This window comes from Acinetobacter sp. D009, from assembly GCF_038562025.1.
Lineage (GTDB): Bacteria > Pseudomonadota > Gammaproteobacteria > Pseudomonadales > Moraxellaceae > Acinetobacter > Acinetobacter pittii.
The window spans coordinates 3,531,604-3,549,436 of record NZ_CP151886.1; the positions used below are offsets into that span (position 1 = coordinate 3,531,604).

At 39.7% G+C, this 17,833-nt stretch carries 17 protein-coding genes and 5 tRNA genes; 2 read left to right on the forward strand and 20 right to left on the reverse strand.

The window, feature by feature from the left end:
• Window positions 1-36: 36 nt before the first annotated feature.
• The 20 genes from AAC388_RS16820 to AAC388_RS16915 all read right to left on the reverse strand — a co-directional run bounded on the left by AAC388_RS16820 (window position 37) and on the right by AAC388_RS16915 (window position 16,006).
• Window positions 37-112: transfer RNA gene (locus AAC388_RS16820), tRNA-Trp, on the reverse strand.
• A gap of 60 nt (window positions 113-172) precedes the next feature.
• A complete protein-coding gene (gene tuf / locus AAC388_RS16825) occupies window positions 173-1,363 on the reverse strand; it encodes an elongation factor Tu (protein ID WP_005065785.1) in 1,191 nt (396 codons plus the stop codon).
• A 147-nt stretch (window positions 1,364-1,510) separates the two neighbouring features.
• Window positions 1,511-1,585: transfer RNA gene (locus AAC388_RS16830), tRNA-Thr, on the reverse strand.
• A 13-nt stretch (window positions 1,586-1,598) separates the two neighbouring features.
• Window positions 1,599-1,674, reverse strand: a tRNA-Gly gene (locus AAC388_RS16835).
• Between the two features lie 37 nt (window positions 1,675-1,711).
• A tRNA-Tyr gene (locus AAC388_RS16840) sits at window positions 1,712-1,795 on the reverse strand.
• A 54-nt stretch (window positions 1,796-1,849) separates the two neighbouring features.
• A tRNA-Thr gene (locus AAC388_RS16845) sits at window positions 1,850-1,925 on the reverse strand.
• A gap of 98 nt (window positions 1,926-2,023) precedes the next feature.
• Complete coding sequence (gene trpE, locus AAC388_RS16850; protein WP_342370962.1) at window positions 2,024-3,517, reverse strand: anthranilate synthase component I; 1,494 nt, start codon at window positions 3,515-3,517, stop codon at window positions 2,024-2,026.
• 108 nt (window positions 3,518-3,625) lie between these two features.
• Entirely contained in the window at window positions 3,626-4,294 is a 669-nt protein-coding gene (locus tag AAC388_RS16855) for a phosphoglycolate phosphatase (protein ID WP_005079407.1), read from the reverse strand.
• A 66-nt stretch (window positions 4,295-4,360) separates the two neighbouring features.
• Window positions 4,361-4,987 carry an FHA domain-containing protein gene (locus tag AAC388_RS16860; protein ID WP_017400183.1) on the reverse strand — a complete coding sequence of 209 codons (627 nt, stop codon included), beginning with the start codon at window positions 4,985-4,987 and terminating at the stop codon, window positions 4,361-4,363.
• Window positions 4,988-5,027: 40 nt separating this feature from the next.
• Complete coding sequence (gspD, locus tag AAC388_RS16865) at window positions 5,028-7,298, reverse strand: type II secretion system secretin GspD (protein ID WP_057077393.1); 2,271 nt, start codon at window positions 7,296-7,298, stop codon at window positions 5,028-5,030.
• Between the two features lie 41 nt (window positions 7,299-7,339).
• A complete protein-coding gene (locus tag AAC388_RS16870) occupies window positions 7,340-8,176 on the reverse strand; it encodes a type II secretion system protein N (protein ID WP_005079413.1) in 837 nt (278 codons plus the stop codon).
• Window positions 8,176-8,919, reverse strand: coding sequence for a type II secretion system protein N (gspN, locus tag AAC388_RS16875; protein ID WP_002121195.1), 744 nt, complete (start codon window positions 8,917-8,919; stop codon window positions 8,176-8,178). The genes AAC388_RS16870 and gspN overlap by 1 nt, the downstream gene beginning before the upstream one ends.
• A gap of 334 nt (window positions 8,920-9,253) precedes the next feature.
• Window positions 9,254-9,580 carry an H-NS histone family protein gene (locus AAC388_RS16880; RefSeq protein ID WP_000801427.1) on the reverse strand — a complete coding sequence of 109 codons (327 nt, stop codon included), beginning with the start codon at window positions 9,578-9,580 and terminating at the stop codon, window positions 9,254-9,256.
• Window positions 9,581-9,774: 194 nt separating this feature from the next.
• Entirely contained in the window at window positions 9,775-10,215 is a 441-nt protein-coding gene (locus AAC388_RS16885) for a thioesterase family protein (RefSeq protein ID WP_342370963.1), read from the reverse strand.
• Window positions 10,216-10,222: 7 nt separating this feature from the next.
• Window positions 10,223-11,416 (reverse strand): membrane protein, encoded by a 1,194-nt coding sequence (locus AAC388_RS16890; RefSeq protein WP_017385883.1) that lies wholly within the window; start codon window positions 11,414-11,416, stop codon window positions 10,223-10,225.
• Window positions 11,417-11,425: 9 nt separating this feature from the next.
• Window positions 11,426-12,268: a hypothetical protein gene (locus AAC388_RS16895; RefSeq protein WP_002121187.1), complete on the reverse strand. Its 843-nt coding sequence runs from the start codon at window positions 12,266-12,268 to the stop codon at window positions 11,426-11,428.
• Between the two features lie 8 nt (window positions 12,269-12,276).
• Window positions 12,277-13,044 (reverse strand): uroporphyrinogen-III synthase, encoded by a 768-nt coding sequence (locus AAC388_RS16900; protein ID WP_057076928.1) that lies wholly within the window; start codon window positions 13,042-13,044, stop codon window positions 12,277-12,279.
• A 3-nt stretch (window positions 13,045-13,047) separates the two neighbouring features.
• Window positions 13,048-13,965, reverse strand: coding sequence for a hydroxymethylbilane synthase (hemC, locus tag AAC388_RS16905; RefSeq protein ID WP_206236877.1), 918 nt, complete (start codon window positions 13,963-13,965; stop codon window positions 13,048-13,050).
• 100 nt (window positions 13,966-14,065) lie between these two features.
• Window positions 14,066-14,806: a LytTR family DNA-binding domain-containing protein gene (locus tag AAC388_RS16910; protein WP_032070634.1), complete on the reverse strand. Its 741-nt coding sequence runs from the start codon at window positions 14,804-14,806 to the stop codon at window positions 14,066-14,068.
• Between the two features lie 60 nt (window positions 14,807-14,866).
• Window positions 14,867-16,006, reverse strand: coding sequence for a histidine kinase (locus AAC388_RS16915; protein WP_002121140.1), 1,140 nt, complete (start codon window positions 16,004-16,006; stop codon window positions 14,867-14,869).
• Here AAC388_RS16915 and argH point away from each other — a divergent pair.
• Together argH and AAC388_RS16925 are read left to right on the forward strand one after the other, a co-directional pair.
• Complete coding sequence (argH, locus tag AAC388_RS16920; RefSeq protein WP_002121138.1) at window positions 15,997-17,430, forward strand: argininosuccinate lyase; 1,434 nt, start codon at window positions 15,997-15,999, stop codon at window positions 17,428-17,430. The two genes, AAC388_RS16915 and argH, sit on opposite strands and share 10 nt — an antisense overlap.
• 9 nt (window positions 17,431-17,439) lie before the next feature.
• Window positions 17,440-17,709: an oxidative damage protection protein gene (locus AAC388_RS16925; RefSeq protein ID WP_000089995.1), complete on the forward strand. Its 270-nt coding sequence runs from the start codon at window positions 17,440-17,442 to the stop codon at window positions 17,707-17,709.
• The last annotated feature ends 124 nt before the right edge of the window (window positions 17,710-17,833 follow it).

The following is a 17,833-nucleotide window of genomic DNA, read 5'->3' on the forward strand; positions in this document are numbered from 1 at the left end:
CAACTAAGCCAGCATCAAGCTTTTTATTTCAAAATATGGCAGGTCAGGAGGGACTCGAACCCCCAACATTCGGTTTTGGAGACCGACGCTCTACCAATTGAACTACTGACCTATAATGCAAGTTGAGAGCCAAAGCCCTCAACCTGAGACGTAATCCGTCACTATAATATGCTTATGCAGTTACTTTCGCAACAACACCTGCACCTACAGTACGACCACCTTCACGGATCGCAAAACGTAGACCTGGGTCCATTGCGATTGGGTGGATTAATTCTACTGACATTTCAACGTTGTCGCCTGGCATAACCATTTCAACGCCGTCTTGTAATTGGATTGCACCAGTTACGTCAGTTGTACGGAAGTAGAACTGTGGACGGTAACCATTTAAGAATGGAGTGTGACGACCACCTTCTTCTTTAGAAAGTACGTATACTTCTGCGTCGAATTTAGTGTGCGGCTTGATTGTACCTGGTTTAGCAAGTACTTGACCACGTTGCACGTCTTCACGCTTAGTACCACGAAGTAAGATACCACAGTTCTCACCTGCACGGCCTTCGTCAAGAAGTTTACGGAACATTTCTACGCCAGTTACAGTTGTTTTAACTGTATCTTTAATACCAACGATCTCTACTTCTTCACCAACTTTAACGATACCAGCTTCTACACGGCCTGTTACTACAGTACCACGACCAGAAATTGAGAATACGTCTTCGATTGGCATTAAGAATGCTTTGTCGATAGCACGTTCTGGTTCTGGGATGTAAGAGTCAAGCGCTTCAACAAGAGCAAGAACTGAAGACTCACCATATTGACCAGCATCGCCTTCCAACGCTTTAAGCGCAGAACCACGGATAACTGGAGTGTCATCACCTGGGAAGTCATAAGTAGAAAGAAGTTCACGAACTTCCATTTCTACTAATTCAAGTAATTCTTCATCATCAACAAGGTCACACTTGTTTAAGAATACGATGATGTAAGGTACACCAACCTGACGAGAAAGAAGGATGTGTTCACGAGTTTGTGGCATTGGACCGTCAGTCGCAGCACACACAAGGATCGCGCCGTCCATCTGAGCAGCACCAGTAATCATGTTTTTAACGTAATCGGCGTGGCCCGGGCAGTCAACATGCGCGTAGTGACGAATTGGAGAATCGTATTCTACGTGTGAAGTATTAATTGTAATACCACGTGCTTTTTCTTCAGGTGCTGAGTCGATTTGTGAGTAATCTTTCGCTTCACCGCCGTAAGTTTTTGCACAAATTGTTGCAATCGCAGCAGTTAAAGTTGTTTTACCATGGTCAACGTGACCGATTGTGCCCACGTTTACGTGTGGCTTATTACGTTCAAACTTAGCCTTAGCCATGTTTATAGTCCTCGTTTACGTCGAACACAATTCTGAGCAAAAACTCAGCATCGACATATCGCCTAAAAAATCAAACACCCAATACTTGAAAAGCAGACTAATAAGCCTGCTTTTTAAATCTTTGTAGAAAATCTACTAAACTGTATCTGGAGCTCTTATCGAGATTTGAACTCGAGACCTCTCCCTTACCAAGGGAGTGCTCTACCACTGAGCTATAAGAGCGATTATCCTTCGATGGAGCGGGAGACGAGGATCGAACTCGCGACATGCAGCTTGGAAGGCTGCCGCTCTACCAACTGAGCTACTCCCGCACTGTGTTGGTATATATACCACTTCAATCGAAGTTAATGGTGGTGAGAGAAGGATTCGAACCTTCGAAACTTTCGTAGCGGAGTTACAGTCCGCCCCCTTTGACCGCTCGGGAATCTCACCATATCACACTTATTTCAGTGTTGTTCTTTACTTCACAACTACACACCTTTAAGATGGTGCCGGCACACGGATTCGAACTGTGGACCTACTGATTACAAGTCAGTTGCTCTACCAACTGAGCTATGCCGGCTCTTCTTAGTGTTTCGTACGTTTCGTATCGGAACGGTGTGCAGTTTAGCAAAACTTCCAAACGATGCAAGCGGTTTTTTTAAAAAAACCGCTAAAAACTCATAAAATCAATCCGTTTGATGATAATTCAACCGCTTTGATCACTGCGCGAGCTTTTATTTGCGTTTCATTCCATTCAGATTCAGGATTTGAGTCCGCTACCAGACCTGCTCCAGCCTGTACATAGACCTTTTTATCTCGAATAACACAAGTACGGATTGCAATCGACATATCCATTTCACCGTGCCACCCTAAATATCCTACTGCCCCACCAAAGACACCTCTTTTTACAGGCTCAACTTCATCAATAATTTCCATTGCACGAATTTTTGGTGCACCCGATAAAGTACCTGCGGGGAAAGTTGCTTTGAATACATCTAGTGCATCGATATCGTCACGAACTTCGCCTTGCACATTTGAGACAATGTGCATGACATGTGAATAGCGTTCAATCACCATTTGATCCGTTACTTGGACCTTACCTATTTTTGATATGCGTCCCACATCATTTCGACCAAGGTCAATCAACATTAAATGCTCAGCGATTTCTTTTTCGTCAGAAAGCAAATCTTTTTCTAGCGCAATATCTTCTTCTTTAGTTTTACCACGCGGTCTGGTACCTGCAAGAGGACGCACTGTCGCAATGCCATTTTCCAAACGAGAAAGAATTTCTGGCGACGACCCTACAATATGGAATGGCTTTTTATCAGTAATCGTTTGCCCTTGTACCAAGAATAAATAAGGCGATGGGTTCAAATGACGTAAAGCACGATAAACCTGTAAAGCCTCCCCATCGAAATCAGAAACCATACGCTGCCCTGGAACAACCTGCATCACATCACCAGCACGTATATATTCTTTAACTTTTTCAACTGTCTCCAAGAATTTCGCTTTACCAGTAATTGATTCAAAATGTGGAGGTGTATGCGGCTTAGCTTGCAAACTAACTGGAGTAGCTAACAACTGTTCTAATTGATCTAATTTTTGCTGAGCGTCTTCATAAGCATTGCTCTGCTCTGTATCCGCATGAACAATTAAAAATAAAGTGTCTTTAAGGTTATCAAAGACTATGACTGTCTTTGATAGCATTAACCATAAATCTGGCAATGTAATTGGGTCAGCTGTAGGAACATTCTTTAAACGTGGCTCGATATAACGGACTGCATCATAGCCTAAATAACCTACTAGTCCGCCCGTAAAACTCGGTAAGTTTGGCAAGAGCTCAGCAGATGGCACTTTAAATTGCTTCTGAAATTCACGAATATACTGAAATGGGTCTTGGCAATCTTGTTGTGTAATTGAGCCATCAGCATGTTGTATAGACAGAACACCTGCATTACATGAGAAAACCGTCGACTCACCCAAACCAATCATAGAATAGCGCGCCCAATTTTCGCCACCTTCGACTGACTCAAATAAATAAGCTTGCGTGTGGTCTTTAAAACGAGCGAAAACTGATAAAGGAGTTTCTGTATCTGCTAAGCGTTGGCGATAAACTGGAATCGTGTTGTAACCAGCAGCCTTGAGTTGCTCAAATTGCGCTAATGTTGTCATGAATTTTCTCTAATATGGTTTCGATTTAAAAGTGTGTTTTTCTAGATTCGGTTTAGACACGCCATCGAAAAACCATACGCTTATTCATTCTGATCTCCATTTCATTCATTAGATAATTAACTCAGCAAGACTATCAACAACTTGCTGAGGTTGGCAATCATAGATATTTTCTCCATGATTATAGCCATAGCTAACCACAATACAATCAATTCCAGCACGACGCGCAGCCTCAATATCATTACTTGAATCGCCAATCATTAATGATTGTGAAGCAGATATTTTTAGGCTTTGCATGCAATGCAATAATGGCAATGGATGAGGCTTTCTCTCTGGTAAGCTATCCCCACCAAGTACGACTTGAAAATATGGAGAGAGCTGTAAAGCATCAAGTAAACCTTGGGCAAGTTGTACAGGCTTATTGGTAACGCATGCCATTTGTATATTCAAAGTTTTACAATGTTTTAAAAACTCGGTTACACCAGGATAAATTTGAGTATTTACACAGAGTTCTACACTATATATATCAATAAATTTTTGTAATAAGACTTTGTGCTGTTCAGGATCTAATTTTCCAAAAATATGAAGCAGAACACTTTCACAGAGTTTTGAAGCTCCTTTACCCACCCATTCTCGTATTTGAACTTCTGTTACCAATGGCCAACTTAGCGCCTCTAAACTTAAATTCATAGACCGATACAAATCAGCAGCAGAATCAACCAACGTCCCATCTAGATCAAATAAAATTAAATCGCGCTTACTTAGTTGTGCAACAGACATCTTTTTTCTACTCAAAATTAAAAAGGCATGCGTTTAGCATGCCTTGATTGTAAAAGCAGCAACGGATTATTTAAAGAATAACCACGCCAATACAGCTAAAATTACTAAAATAATGATAGTGATTAAACCAACTGAGGCATTCTTTTGTTGCTCTTTTTCTTCAGCAACACGAGAAACCGGTTCATCAAAAGCGATAGGTGTTTGCTGTTGTGCATTAATATCTACACCCTCTGGAATAGGTGCAGGCTTTGGAATAGAAATATTCTGCGGCATACCATCGCGACGAACTTCTACTTCTGCGGCACGCTCTGCAAGGGTCGGCATTCCTTGATCGCTTAAATCTGGAGAGGATGTCGTATTTACAGGTTCGGCTTCAATTTCAGGTAATTCCGTGATTTTCTGTGCAGGAGCCAATACAGAAAATTTAAAACTAGCAAACTGAACAATATCACCATCATGTAGCTGCTTTTCTTGCTCAATACGAATATCGTTCACAAATGTGCCATTGGATGAATTAAGGTCTTGCACCCATAGCGCTTGATCTTTTAGAAGCAATGCAGCATGGCGACGTGAAATTTCAGCAGCTTGTAACAAAACATCAGCATCTTGATGACGCCCTACCAACATATCACGATCAACATTAATTTCTTGGCCAGTAATTTCACCAGTAATTGCTTGTAGTTTCCAAGTCATGCGTATGTCCTATTCATTTTTTATCAATCATAACATGCTACTACTGTGCTGTGCTTGGGCGCAGTGTCGTTGTTGTTACTGTATTTTTAGTACGATTAACTTCAGGATCAGGTAACTGTAAAGTTTGCTTTTGCACTGCTGGCTCTACGGCTACAGGTGTAGTTACCGTCGAGGTTTTTCCACCTGAAGGAACCTGTTGATAGTTTTTCGGCTGAGAGGCAATACTAGGTGGTGTCATCTTTTGATTGTAGACATCATCAACCTGCTCAGGCAGTTTTGCAAAATTGCCGTTTTTATCCATAGCCAATTGCAAGCTATAAAGCTGGCTATAGCGCTGCTGAGACAAACGGCGCACATCATTTGCATCACCCACAATTGTTGGGTGGATAAAAACAAGAAGGTTACGCTTCACATTACTTCGAGTATCCGAGCGGAATAATCTACCTAAGTATGGAATACTGCTTAACCCAGGAATACCTTGACGATTAAATTCAACATCATCAGATACTAAGCCACCCAAGACTACTGTCTGTCCATGCTCAGCCAATACAGCTGTTTTTATAGCACGTTTGTTTGTAATCAAATCGGCAGCCTGCCCCTTACTCGCCTGAACATTTGAAACTTCTTGTTCAATTTCAAGTCGAACTGTGCCATTTTCACCTATGTGAGGTATAACTTTTAATGTCACCCCCACATCTTTACGCTCAACCGTGGTGTATGGGTTGATCCCCGTACTGTTTGTAGTGACCGATCCTGTTACAAATGGAACGTTTTGACCGACAACAATATAAGCTTCTTCATTGTCCATCGTTACAATAGAGGGGGTAGACAATAAATTAGAAGCTGTATTCTCTTTTAAAGCTTGAATTAAAGCTCCATAAAGCTGGCGAGAACCATCCGCACCCTCTTTATACTTCCCTAATGCAATTGAACTACCGGCTCCAATTGCACTTCCCAAACCAGAAGCACCGCCAGTTAAGTAACCTGCTGCCAATGAAGCCAGACTTGAACCTGCATTGGTAAAGTTAATTAGACCAATACCACTATTAATGTCACCAAGTGCCCATTGCACCCCTAATTGATCGGCATCTTTACCTGAAACCTCAATAATCGCAGCTTCAATCAGAACTTGCTGACGACGAACATCAAGCTGCTGAATAGCAGATTCAATTTCGCGCATTAATTGAGGATCTGCCTTAACCACTAACGAGTTTTGAGCATTATCCGCAATAATGCTTACCCCATTTTGGCTAAAGCTAGAGATATTGTTCTGATTATTATTGTTCGAATTACCATTTAAATTAATAGATGGCGTAGAAATTGAACTACCATTTGAACCAGAGGTATTTGAATTGGAATTCTGGTTATTACCCATCAAATTATTGATCGGATTCGATGAATTAGAAGAACTGTTATTACTATTTGACGAAGAAACAGCTTGTCCTGTTACGAGGCCTTGCAAAATCTCAGATAAATTTTTTGCACTTGCATATTTCAATCGAAAAACTTTTAAACCACCTAAACGGTCGGCCGAAGGCACATCTAGCATTTCAATCATGTGGCGAATACGCTTACGCGTTTCAGGATCACCCTTAACTAAAATACGATTGGTTCGATTGTCTGCAATAATACGGATCCGTGCACCATTAAAATCTTTAGATGCTCCCGTAGCACTCATCGCCTCAAGTTGAGTAATGATTTCTTCCGCTTGGCTCGATTGGAGGCCTATTGCCTCAATATCATTCTGGCCAGTACCATCTAGATTACGAATAATATTTTCAAGTTGATAAATATTTGCCGCACGGTCCGAAACAATCAGTGCATTAGTCCCTGCAATTGCGGCCATATGTGCAAATTGCGGCATTAATGGACGAAGTGCTGGAATTAAATCATTAGGATTGGTATTTTCAAGCCAAATGACTCGGGTAACAATCTGATCACCACGCAATTTATTTCGCGAGTCGTAAGGAATTCCCGAATTTTTAACATTGCTATCTGGAACTAGCTTAATGGTGTTACCCGAAGGAATTGCCACCACCCCATTCACATTTAAGACCCCAAGGAATAGGTCGTAAACTTCATTTTTATTGAGGGGTTTATTCGATATTACTGTGACGTTACCACGCACTCGTGGATCTACTGCAAAGTTTTTACCCGTAATGTCTGCCACTTCATTAATAAAAGCAGTTAAGTCAGCATCACGTAAATTGATCTTCCATGTTTGGGCATAGACGCTGCTGCTCACTGTCGCAATCAATGGGGCTGCTGCAAGTAATGCCCAAAGTGGACGTTGATGATTCAATAAAGCCATAACTTGCGATAATTCCTAACTCTTATGGTGACGTGTTATCACTAAAAATTTTGTTGTATGGTCATCACTTGATCACCACGTTTTATTTCTATTTTCACTTGCCCAGCTCGGCGAGCCTGTTCAAGTAACTGCACATCCGTTTGTCCCTGCCCAACCGTTTGACCGTTTAAAGAAACAATCCGATCACCCGGCCTTAAACCTAACTTATTTCGAAGCGCAGTGGGTGTACGTTCTGTAACTTCAAAACCCTCACCAGAGTTCCCACTAACACCCATGTCACGCAGATATTGTTCACGGTTGCCTTGCATTTGCTGAATAGCCTGCCCTAACGCCTCTTGAGTCGTATTAACAGGTGCCGATGACTGAGGCGCAGTAGCAGTTGGCTGTGAAGCATCTGGCGTCATAGGTTGATATAAACCGTTTGGCAAACCTTTAAACTGAAGTTCACGAGTACTTCCATTACCTTGACGCAATATCACGTGATCCCAATAAACTTCTGCTAACTGATAAGATGTAGAACCTATTGTTTCTCCTACCCGATATCGGTCAGCAATATTATCTAGCTTAATAACAGCCGAAGAAAAACGGTTCGGATAACCCAGCATTACGCCTTGTAATTCTAGGTTGACATTTTCCTGAGCTGCATTGGCTGAAGGTTCATTAAAAAGCGAAAAAGTACTAATGTTAGGAATTTGCGGCTGCTGTGATCCTAACTCGACTCGATCAAACTGCATCATTTGAGGAGGGGCAATTACCCACCAAAATAATGAAGCTAATTTCCAACACAACCATAAAACCAAAAAGGCAAATACAACTACACTTAACCGATCTAATTTTTGCCACTGTAATTGCTGTAATTTTTCAATCCATACTTTCATTAGTTACCCCCTTGTATTAAGGGTTGACGAGAACTAATGACAAACGTATCTAAACCAGCTTTTCCATCATAAGATGGGATATTAAGTAATAACCTTTGGGTAAGCTGTACATCAAGCATCATGTTGGCATCTAATAAAAGATTCGCCATTTTTTGACTGCGTTGATCACGTATATCAACTTGTAATTGTCCATTTTGATCCGTTAATTGCCCATTTAAAGAAGGCATATTCATACGGTCTTGACGATCACCAATATTATAAATTAAAGCACCACCACCCCAATGTAATTGACCATCAACTGCTGCGAACCCCTGCTCTTTCTTATAATTAAACTCAATATCTTTCAGCTGGATGCTGTTCGCAGGCCATTGCCAATTCACAATTTGTTTTAATGTTTCAGGTGCAACCTGACCATTCATAGCCTTTACAATTACTTTTTTCCCCACACCATAGCCCATTACCCCAGCTAATTGGGTATTTCCACTATGGATATCTACATCAGCAGCGAACCTTAATAAAAACAGGTCTAGAGGTCTAGTTTTCCAATGAATCGAGCCTCTCAAAGTACCACGCCGCCAATCTGCTTGGCCTTGCCAGATATTTCCACTTACATTGTGTAGAGTTTGATTATTCTTTGAAAATTTAGAAATAAGCCACGTCGCCGGGATCTGTAAAATAATAAAAATTAAAAATGCAATGAGGGCAAAAAACCACCACTTCCATTGCTTAGACTTTTTCTTCATTCAGCCTTACCAACATGCAAATTATCGTCCTTATTTTGAGAGTAGCTCCCTAGTCTGACATTATGCATACTTTTTCAACATCGCCAATTCACTTCATATAAAAAAACCAAGCAATCAGGCTTGGCTTCGATATTAAGACTATAAGTTGAACGTATGACAAAATCATGAAAACTTGACGCTCAATGAACTAAATGCACATTTGATCTCAACAATTCATTTAAAGAGCAATTTAAACACTCAATTTTTTAAATAATATTTATAGCAAAATTTTGAGATATTTTTATCAATAAAAAAGCCAAGCAAATTTGCTTGGCTTTTAAAAATGGCAATTTGATTAGATTAAGAAATCTTCAAGTTTTGCGCCTTTTTCAATTTCAGCAACTAACCAGCGTGGTTGTTTACCGCGACCAGTCCAAGTCTCTTCAGCATTGTTTTTGTTGCGGTAACGAGGCTCAACAGATTTACGAGTTGTTTTCTTACGTTTTTGAGCACCAAACTCAAGAAGTTGTTCAACACTGAAACCTACATTTTCAGCAATCTCGATAATTTGATTATAAGCATCTTCGATTGCTTGATCTTTTTTACTTGCAATTAAAGCTTCTGCTTCTTCTTGTAAGCGTTTTAACTCTTCAACAGATAATTCACTGATATCCGGCTTCATTAATAAATACTCCAGTCTTACAGACAATTCAAAATAATACAGACAAAATTTAAAAACATAAAATCAAGACCAATATTATTTATAATCTATTCAATAAGCAATAGTTTGAAAGCCGTGTTCATCAGAATAACCAAAAAAATTACCTTTTAATTACATTACCAATTATAAATGAAATATATTTTATTAATATTTATTTAAGATAAATGTATTAAGTCATGCCCAACTGATTTTTCTAGCTCAATAATTTTTTGTTTTATTTCCTGTGGTATTTCACATTTTCGTTCTGTTAATTTATCTACGCATACCATAACAGCTTCACCAGTAGCGACTATTTGTTGTTGGGTTTCACTCCACAATATATAAGCCATACGGAATGCGCTATTACGGAGCTCTTCCACGCGAACACCAACTTTCAATACGTCAGGATAAAAAACAGGCTTTAAATATTTACACTGACTTGAAGCAACAACGGTATATAAATGTGGGGTTAATATATTGATTACTTCCATATATAAAATACGTGAGTTTTCAATATATCGATAATATTGTACATTATTGACATGACCGAAAGCGTCCATATCTCCCCACGCTACTTTCTGTTCATATATTACTGGGTAGACAGACAGTTCTTTCATTTTTACCTCATATTTTAAACTTTAAAAAATTTGCATCATTTTCAAAGATTAGATTTAACTGTTTGATTAACACGTCATCTTCTTTAAGCGTAGACTTAATACGTAAATAGCTCATTAAAATATTATCTGGATATAATGATAATAATGTTTCAGCTTCTGTTTGACGTCCAGTTGCCATATAGACATGCCATTTTGCAAAGGTTAAAACTGGCAAATTCATATATTGATTTTCAAATTGAATAATTTTTTCTTCAACATCAGCATAGTCTGGAACTTGTTTAAGCAACTGCTGCTGAAACCATAGATAAAACACTTCTGGGTCAAACTGCTCTTTTAACAAATGTAGCGTTAAGGCCGCATGCTGCATGCTCATATCTGGCATACGTGCTAATAGTTTTAGCCATAACAACTTACTGCTATAAGGTCGAGTTTGAATTTCAGACTCTAAATCCAAATAACGTTGCTGTAAGGCATGTAAGTCATCGATAGACGCTTGGTCAAATTGCTGAAGAAGCTGCTGTAACCATAAATCACGGTGTTCTGCATCTAGCAAACCGTATTTCATAGAACGTAAATATACCCATGGATGTTGCAGCGCTAATTGCCCCCATAAAGCCGTTAATCTTTGCTGGTAAGCAGTTTCTATTTCTTGTAACCACGGTGATAACTGGTGTTGATATAAAAATTCGAGATGAGTTAATGCACGATCGGCTTCATTTTCGGCTAAAAAGATTTCAATTCGCTGTAACTCTGCCAATTCAAATGCCATCGGTGGTGATTGATCGAGAGCAGCCAATGCTTTTGGATAGTCCCCACTTAAAACCAGAAACTTGGCATCGATAATATTTTTTAAAAGCCCTGATTGAGTAAAAACACGTTCAATAAATACACGTTGATCTTCGGCCGCTTCTAATAACCAAACAATACCTAATTGTTCATAGGGATGAAGGTTTTTAAACTGGAAGATGTTTTCACTTTTTCTTTGTTCACGAGATGAATAACGTTTAATCCACAGCCACAAGAGTTGAGCAATAAAACTCATCACTACAAAAGTAAGAGTTAATCCCCAGACATTTGTTTGCAGCTGCAATTGTCGCCAGTAAATATAGACATACCCCATTCCATAGCCATAACTAAATAAAGCTAGGGCTGCAAAGAGTATTAAGCTGATTACGAAATAAACCCACAGGAGGTGTTTCATATATCCTCCTTATGAGCCGATTAGCCCAAGTGTAGAGAGTTTAGGAACAGGCACGATAGATAAATGTGCCACTTTAGCAATACGTTTTTTTAACTGCTGACTGGTTGCATCAGGCATTTCATCTAACTTTTGCATCACAGATTGCAACTCATTTTGATACTCAGTCATTTTTCCTTGATTGAGTGCCTGTTCGGCAATCAACAATCTTAATTGCACTTCTTTAAGCACAACGCTTCGACTCATTAAATTAATAGACGGCGTTTCTACTTTTTCTATACGGAACCACTTTTTCCACCAAGACACAGTCTCGGATTGATCCATTTCAAGTTTAGGCTGGGCTAAGGCTTGTTGAATATTCTTATCAATGTTCTGTAATAAATCATCGATTAATTGATGACGTTGATTTTGAGCCAAAGTGAACTGTTGAACTGCCTGTTTATCCTGCTCGAGCGATTGATTCAAGCTATGCTGCAATGCAGGAGCAATTTCATAGTGTACAAGCGATTGCTGTAACTGATTTAATTGATCAACTGCATAAATCAACTGCTGCTGATCAATCGCAAATTGAATTAAATCTAATTTTTGTTTAATTAAAACTGTAGGTGCAATACCTGTCGGTGGAGCATCCGGTTGAACTACTGAACTGGTTTTATTCCCTGTACTTACGGGTTGATTCTGCAACTGTCGCTGTAAAGCAACCAATTGATCATTTAAATTGGCATAGTGCTGTTCTGATTGCAACAGACTTTGTTTAAGCTCGGGAACAGTACGAGAAATTTGCCACATATCGTAACTGAGCTTAGCCAACCAAGCTACGCCCAGTAAAATGATGATAGAAACAAGTTTTCTCATACGAATCCTTATAATGCCTGAATGTGATGAATCATCCCCGAAGGCGATAAATTTTCAAGTTGAATAATGTGAAAATGAGCCTGTTGCTGATCGCGATACTCTTTAACAATTTGAAAAAGACGAGGTCCTAAAACCAGATATACACCATCAGGTTGTACATTATTTTTTGAACAAAGCTCTAACCAATATTTCCAGCTCGCTTCACTGGTAATTAAGACGAGCCATTTATTTAAATTATAATTTGAATTCTGTGTCAGATGTTTGAATGTAGAATATGAAGTTTCTGGGCATTGCCGATGATATAGAACAAAATTTAAAATCTGAATTCCTTGTTGTTGCAAGGTCTCCATCATAAATTGGCGTCCACCTTCTCCCCGCCAAAAAGCCACACTACCCGTCTGTTGCATATTGTGCAGAATAGGCAGGTTCAACATTCCTTCAGAAGTTTCAACATCTGGGATATGTGCTTCTATTCCATATTCGTTTAGACAATTGGCTGTTGCTTGCCCTACCGCAATCCACTGAATATGTTTTAAGTCGCTAATTTTTAAACCGCTTTTTACTAAATACTCCATACCCAATTCAACAGCGGTTGGGCTGACGACAACAATAGCTTGCGCCTTGATTAATTGTTGGTAAAGCTGAAGTAAGTGTTCAGAAAAGGGTTTTGCAACGAGCTCTAAAAGGGGTAAAGACTCAACCTGATAACCTTCATTTTGCAAAGCTTCTGTTAATTCAGCTGCACGCGAATCAGGTCGAGTATTAATAAACAGCATGGTTTAGTAGAGGGCCTTTAATAGCTCGCCAGCACCTTGATCAAGTAAGTTTCGAGCAAGGTTTTCCCCCAATTGCTGAGCATTATTGGCTTCATCTGTTAGTTCAGCACGTAATAATGTTTGGCCATCAGGGCTTCCAACACGACCTTCGATATGGATTTGACCATTTTGCAGTGTGGCATAACCTGCAATTGGGACCTGACAACCGCCTTCAAGATAGGCATTAAATGCACGTTCAGCACGTACACAAACATCTGTTTCTTCGTGTAATAAAGGTTGAATTAAAGCCAATACATCTTGGTCAGCTGTACGACACTCTAAACCCAATGCACCTTGTCCCACAGCAGGCAAACTAACATCTGGTGTTAAACAATGACGGATACGTTCTGACAAACCTAAACGCTTCAAACCAGCACTGGCTAGAATAATTGCATCGTATTGACCTTCATCTAGCTTCGCTAACCGTGTACCAACATTTCCACGCAAGTCAATAATTTGTAAATCAGGACGTTGTTTTAATATTTGAGATTTTCGACGTAAGCTTGATGTACCAACTTTTGCACCTTGTGGTAAATCAGCGAATGTTTCAAAACGATTTGAAACAAAAGCATCTAACGGATCTTCACGCTCACAAATTACTGCTAAAGTTAAACCTTCAGGCAAAGCCATTGGGACATCTTTCATTGAATGTACAGCTAAGTCCGCACGCCCATCTAAAAGTGCTGCTTCCAACTCTTTAACGAACAGCCCTTTACCCCCAATTTTTGCTAAAGGCGTATCTAAAATTTTATCGCCCTGCGTGACAAACTTAACCAATTCCACCGTTAAATCAGGGTGAAGCTCCTGTAAACGGGCACGAATATGTTCTGCCTGCCAAAGAGCAAGTGGGCTTTGTCGTGTAGCAATTTTCAAGGTTTTCATAAATTCAAGCATGGGCTGGTCAAACAATACACCCTAAACTTAACTTGATCCCTTAAAATTGCAAGTAAAATCTCGCAAGTCCAAGATAACTCTTTTAAATTTAGAGCTGATGAATTCGCTCTCTAAGCGTAGACAAATGTCGACGGCTCACTGAAAGTCTTTCATCAAGACCGCGTAATCTAACCTGATATTGCCCTGAACTGATCAGCTCCAACCCATCTAAATATGCGACTGCAACCAACGCATTTCGATGAATACGAATGAACTGATCTGCGAATTCGGTTTCAAGCTCTTTTAATGTTTCATCTATTAATACACTGCCATTTTTATGTCTCACAGTGACATATTTCTGATCTGCTAAAAAGTAATAGATATTTTCAACAGGAATCAGCTCAACACCACGATAGGTTTTTGCGGCAATTTGATGACGCTGTGTTTTTAAATCTTGTAAAAGTTCAGAATTCGGTAATGCATTGAGCTGCGCTTGAGTAAGTTGAGTTAGCTGACTTAAAGCTTGCTCAAGTTCAACCGGATCAATCGGTTTAAGAAGATAAGCTTGAGCCTGAGCTTTAAAAGCTTCTAATGCATGCTGATCGTAGGCGGTACAAAATACAATCGCAGGTCGAGGATTGAGCTGACTTAACTGTTCTGCACAGACAAGCCCATTCATACCTGGCATTTGAATATCAAGTAAGATTACATCCGGTTGATGAAGCCGTGCCTGTTCCAAGGCCTCTTGTCCATGATGAGCCGTTGATACAACCTCATGTCCCATCTTTGAAACTAAACGTGATAAACGCTCCACTGCAAGTGGTTCATCATCACAAATTAGCACCTTCATTCATCCTCCTTGTCACCGTTAACTTGGTCCATTTTTTTATGGTTAACTCTGACTGACTTATTATTTTGTTTGATATTGATAGCTCATAATAGTGGTATATAAAGCTTCACCTTTATAAACCTGAAATCTAACGGTGTTCCCATAATACGCTTTCAGGCGCTGCTTAACATTTTCAAGAGCGATTCCATGCCCTTTCCGTGAATTTATTGTATCGTCTGTATATGGGTTGGTAATGACTATACTGACCTGATTTTGCAATATTTCAACCAATACCCCTATGGTTGCTTTACCCATCATTGGTTCTACCCCATGAAAAATACTATTCTCTAACAAGGGTTGTAATGTCAATAAAGGAATAGTGATCTGTTTTAATTGCACAGATGAAAGCTCGATCTTCCAATCCACTTTTAAACGCTCCCCCAAACGCACCTGCTCAATCATTAAATATTGTTTACTCAGCTCGATTTCTTCATGCAGACTCACCAATTTTAATTCTTGGAAACTCGCGCGAAATAACCGCGACAAACTGATGAGCATGCTTTCTGCTTTATCTGGATCTATCGCAATTAAACTCACCACATTATTTAAACTATTAAATAAGAAGTGAGGGTGAATTCGTGCTTGCATGGCCTGAATACGGGCATTTAATTCGGCATATTGCTGATGCAACCATTGTTCCCTGACATATAAATAACGTAAGCAAAAAGCCCCGAGTAATATTCCATAGCTTAGATATAAAGGTACATTGGTAAAATAAACACTCCAGCCCTGCGTTAAAGAAGCATGTTTATTTAAAAGACCAAACTGAAAAAAATTACTAATTAAAGTGGTCAAAACAACAATACTTTGCAGCATGACAAAACCAATAGCCAAAGCAAATTCTTGACGCAAGCTGCTAAAAAAACCTTGAAAGCGTTCAACCAATGCAAAAAAGGACAATATTACCCAGTTAATAAAAACGATGTATTGAAAAAGCCTTCCTCCGCTTAAGGCTTGCCAAGACTGTGCTTCAGCCAATGCCAAAACCAGTGCCAAAACATTACTTGCGATAATTAATTCGAATAAGTGTTGCCAACGCCCGCTTTTCGTAAAAAAATAGGAGGAATTTTGATTTCGGTATGCTGTAGGAAACAACTTTGTTTGTTGAGCTTCGGCAAGTGATATACTCTTTTTTATTTTACTGAGCCACCATGACCACATCTTCAAATCCCCCTAATTCAGTAACCCCAGACCAAACCTCAGGTATGTGGGGTGGTCGTTTTTCTGAGGCGACAGACGCTTTTGTAGCCGAATTTACCGCCTCTGTTCAGTTTGACCAACGTTTTTATAAACAAGACATCGCTGGTTCGATTGCGCATGCTACCATGCTTGCGAAAGTTGGCGTACTCACGGAAGCAGAACGCGATGACATTATTGAAGGTTTAAGCACCATTCGCTCAGAAATTGAGGCTGGAAACTTTGAGTGGCGCATCGATCTTGAAGATGTTCACATGAACATTGAATCACGTTTGACTCAACGTATTGGCATTACAGGTAAAAAATTACACACAGGCCGTAGCCGTAACGATCAGGTTGCAACTGATATTCGTCTTTACCTGCGCGACGAAATTGATGATATTTTAAAATTATTAGAACGTTTACAAAAAGGCTTGTTAGGCTTGGCTGCCAAAAATGTAAATACAATTATGCCAGGCTTTACACACCTACAAACTGCTCAGCCTGTGACTTTTGGTCATCACTTGTTAGCATGGTTTGAAATGTTAGTACGTGACACTGAACGTCTTCAAGACTGCCGTAAACGCGTTAACCGCATGCCACTTGGTTCAGCTGCTCTTGCTGGTACAACTTATCCGATTGACCGTGCTTATACAGCAGAACTTTTAGGGTTTGAAGCTGTATCTGAAAACTCGCTTGATGCTGTATCTGACCGTGACTTTGCCATCGAATTTAATGCTGCTGCTGCGCTTATCATGATGCATTTATCACGTATGTCAGAAGAGCTCATTCTTTGGACTTCTGCACAGTTCAAATTTGTGAATATTCCTGACCGCTTCTGTACTGGTTCTTCAATCATGCCACAGAAGAAGAATCCGGATGTTCCAGAACTTATTCGTGGTAAATCTGGCCGTGTATTTGGTGACTTAATTAGCTTACTTACGCTCATGAAAGGTCAACCATTGGCATACAACAAAGATAACCAAGAAGACAAAGAACCTTTATTTGATGCAATCGATACGGTTCGTGGTTCACTCATGGCATTTGCAGACATGATTCCTGCATTGGTTCCAAATATTGAAATCATGCGTGAAGCTGCTCTTCGTGGATTCTCAACTGCAACTGACCTTGCTGACTACTTAGTGAAAAAAGGCGTTGCGTTCCGTGATGCGCATGAAATTGTAGGTAAAGCTGTTGCATTAGGTGTTGCGGAAGAAAAAGACTTATCTGAACTCACACTTGAGCAATTACAGCAATTCTCTGACTTAATTACAGCAGATGTGTTTGACAAAGCCTTAACTCTAGAAGCTTCTGTAAATGCTCGTGATCATATTGGTGGAACTTCTCCAAAACAGGTTGAAGCTGCAATTGCGCGCGCCCATACACGTTTAGAACAGTTATACGCTTAAGGATAAAACATGAGTCGCCAAGTATTTTGCCGTAAATATCAAAAGGAAATGGAAGGTTTAGACTTCGCTCCTTTCCCTGGTGCTAAAGGCCAAGATTTTTTTGAAAATGTTTCTAAACAAGCATGGCAAGAATGGTTACAGCATCAAACTACGCTAATTAATGAAAAGCGCTTAAACGTGTTTGAACCAGAAGCTAAAAAGTTTCTGGAAGAACAACGTGAGAAATTCTTCAATAATGATGAAAGTGTAGAAAAAGCTGAAGGCTGGAAACCAGAATAATCGGTTTGTTTTAGCTTACTCATCATTAAAAAGGCGGGTCTATATACATAGATCCGCCTTTTTTTACGTGAAACTTACACAAACATAAAAAGCCTTACATAGAGCGCACAGGACTCTACATGAC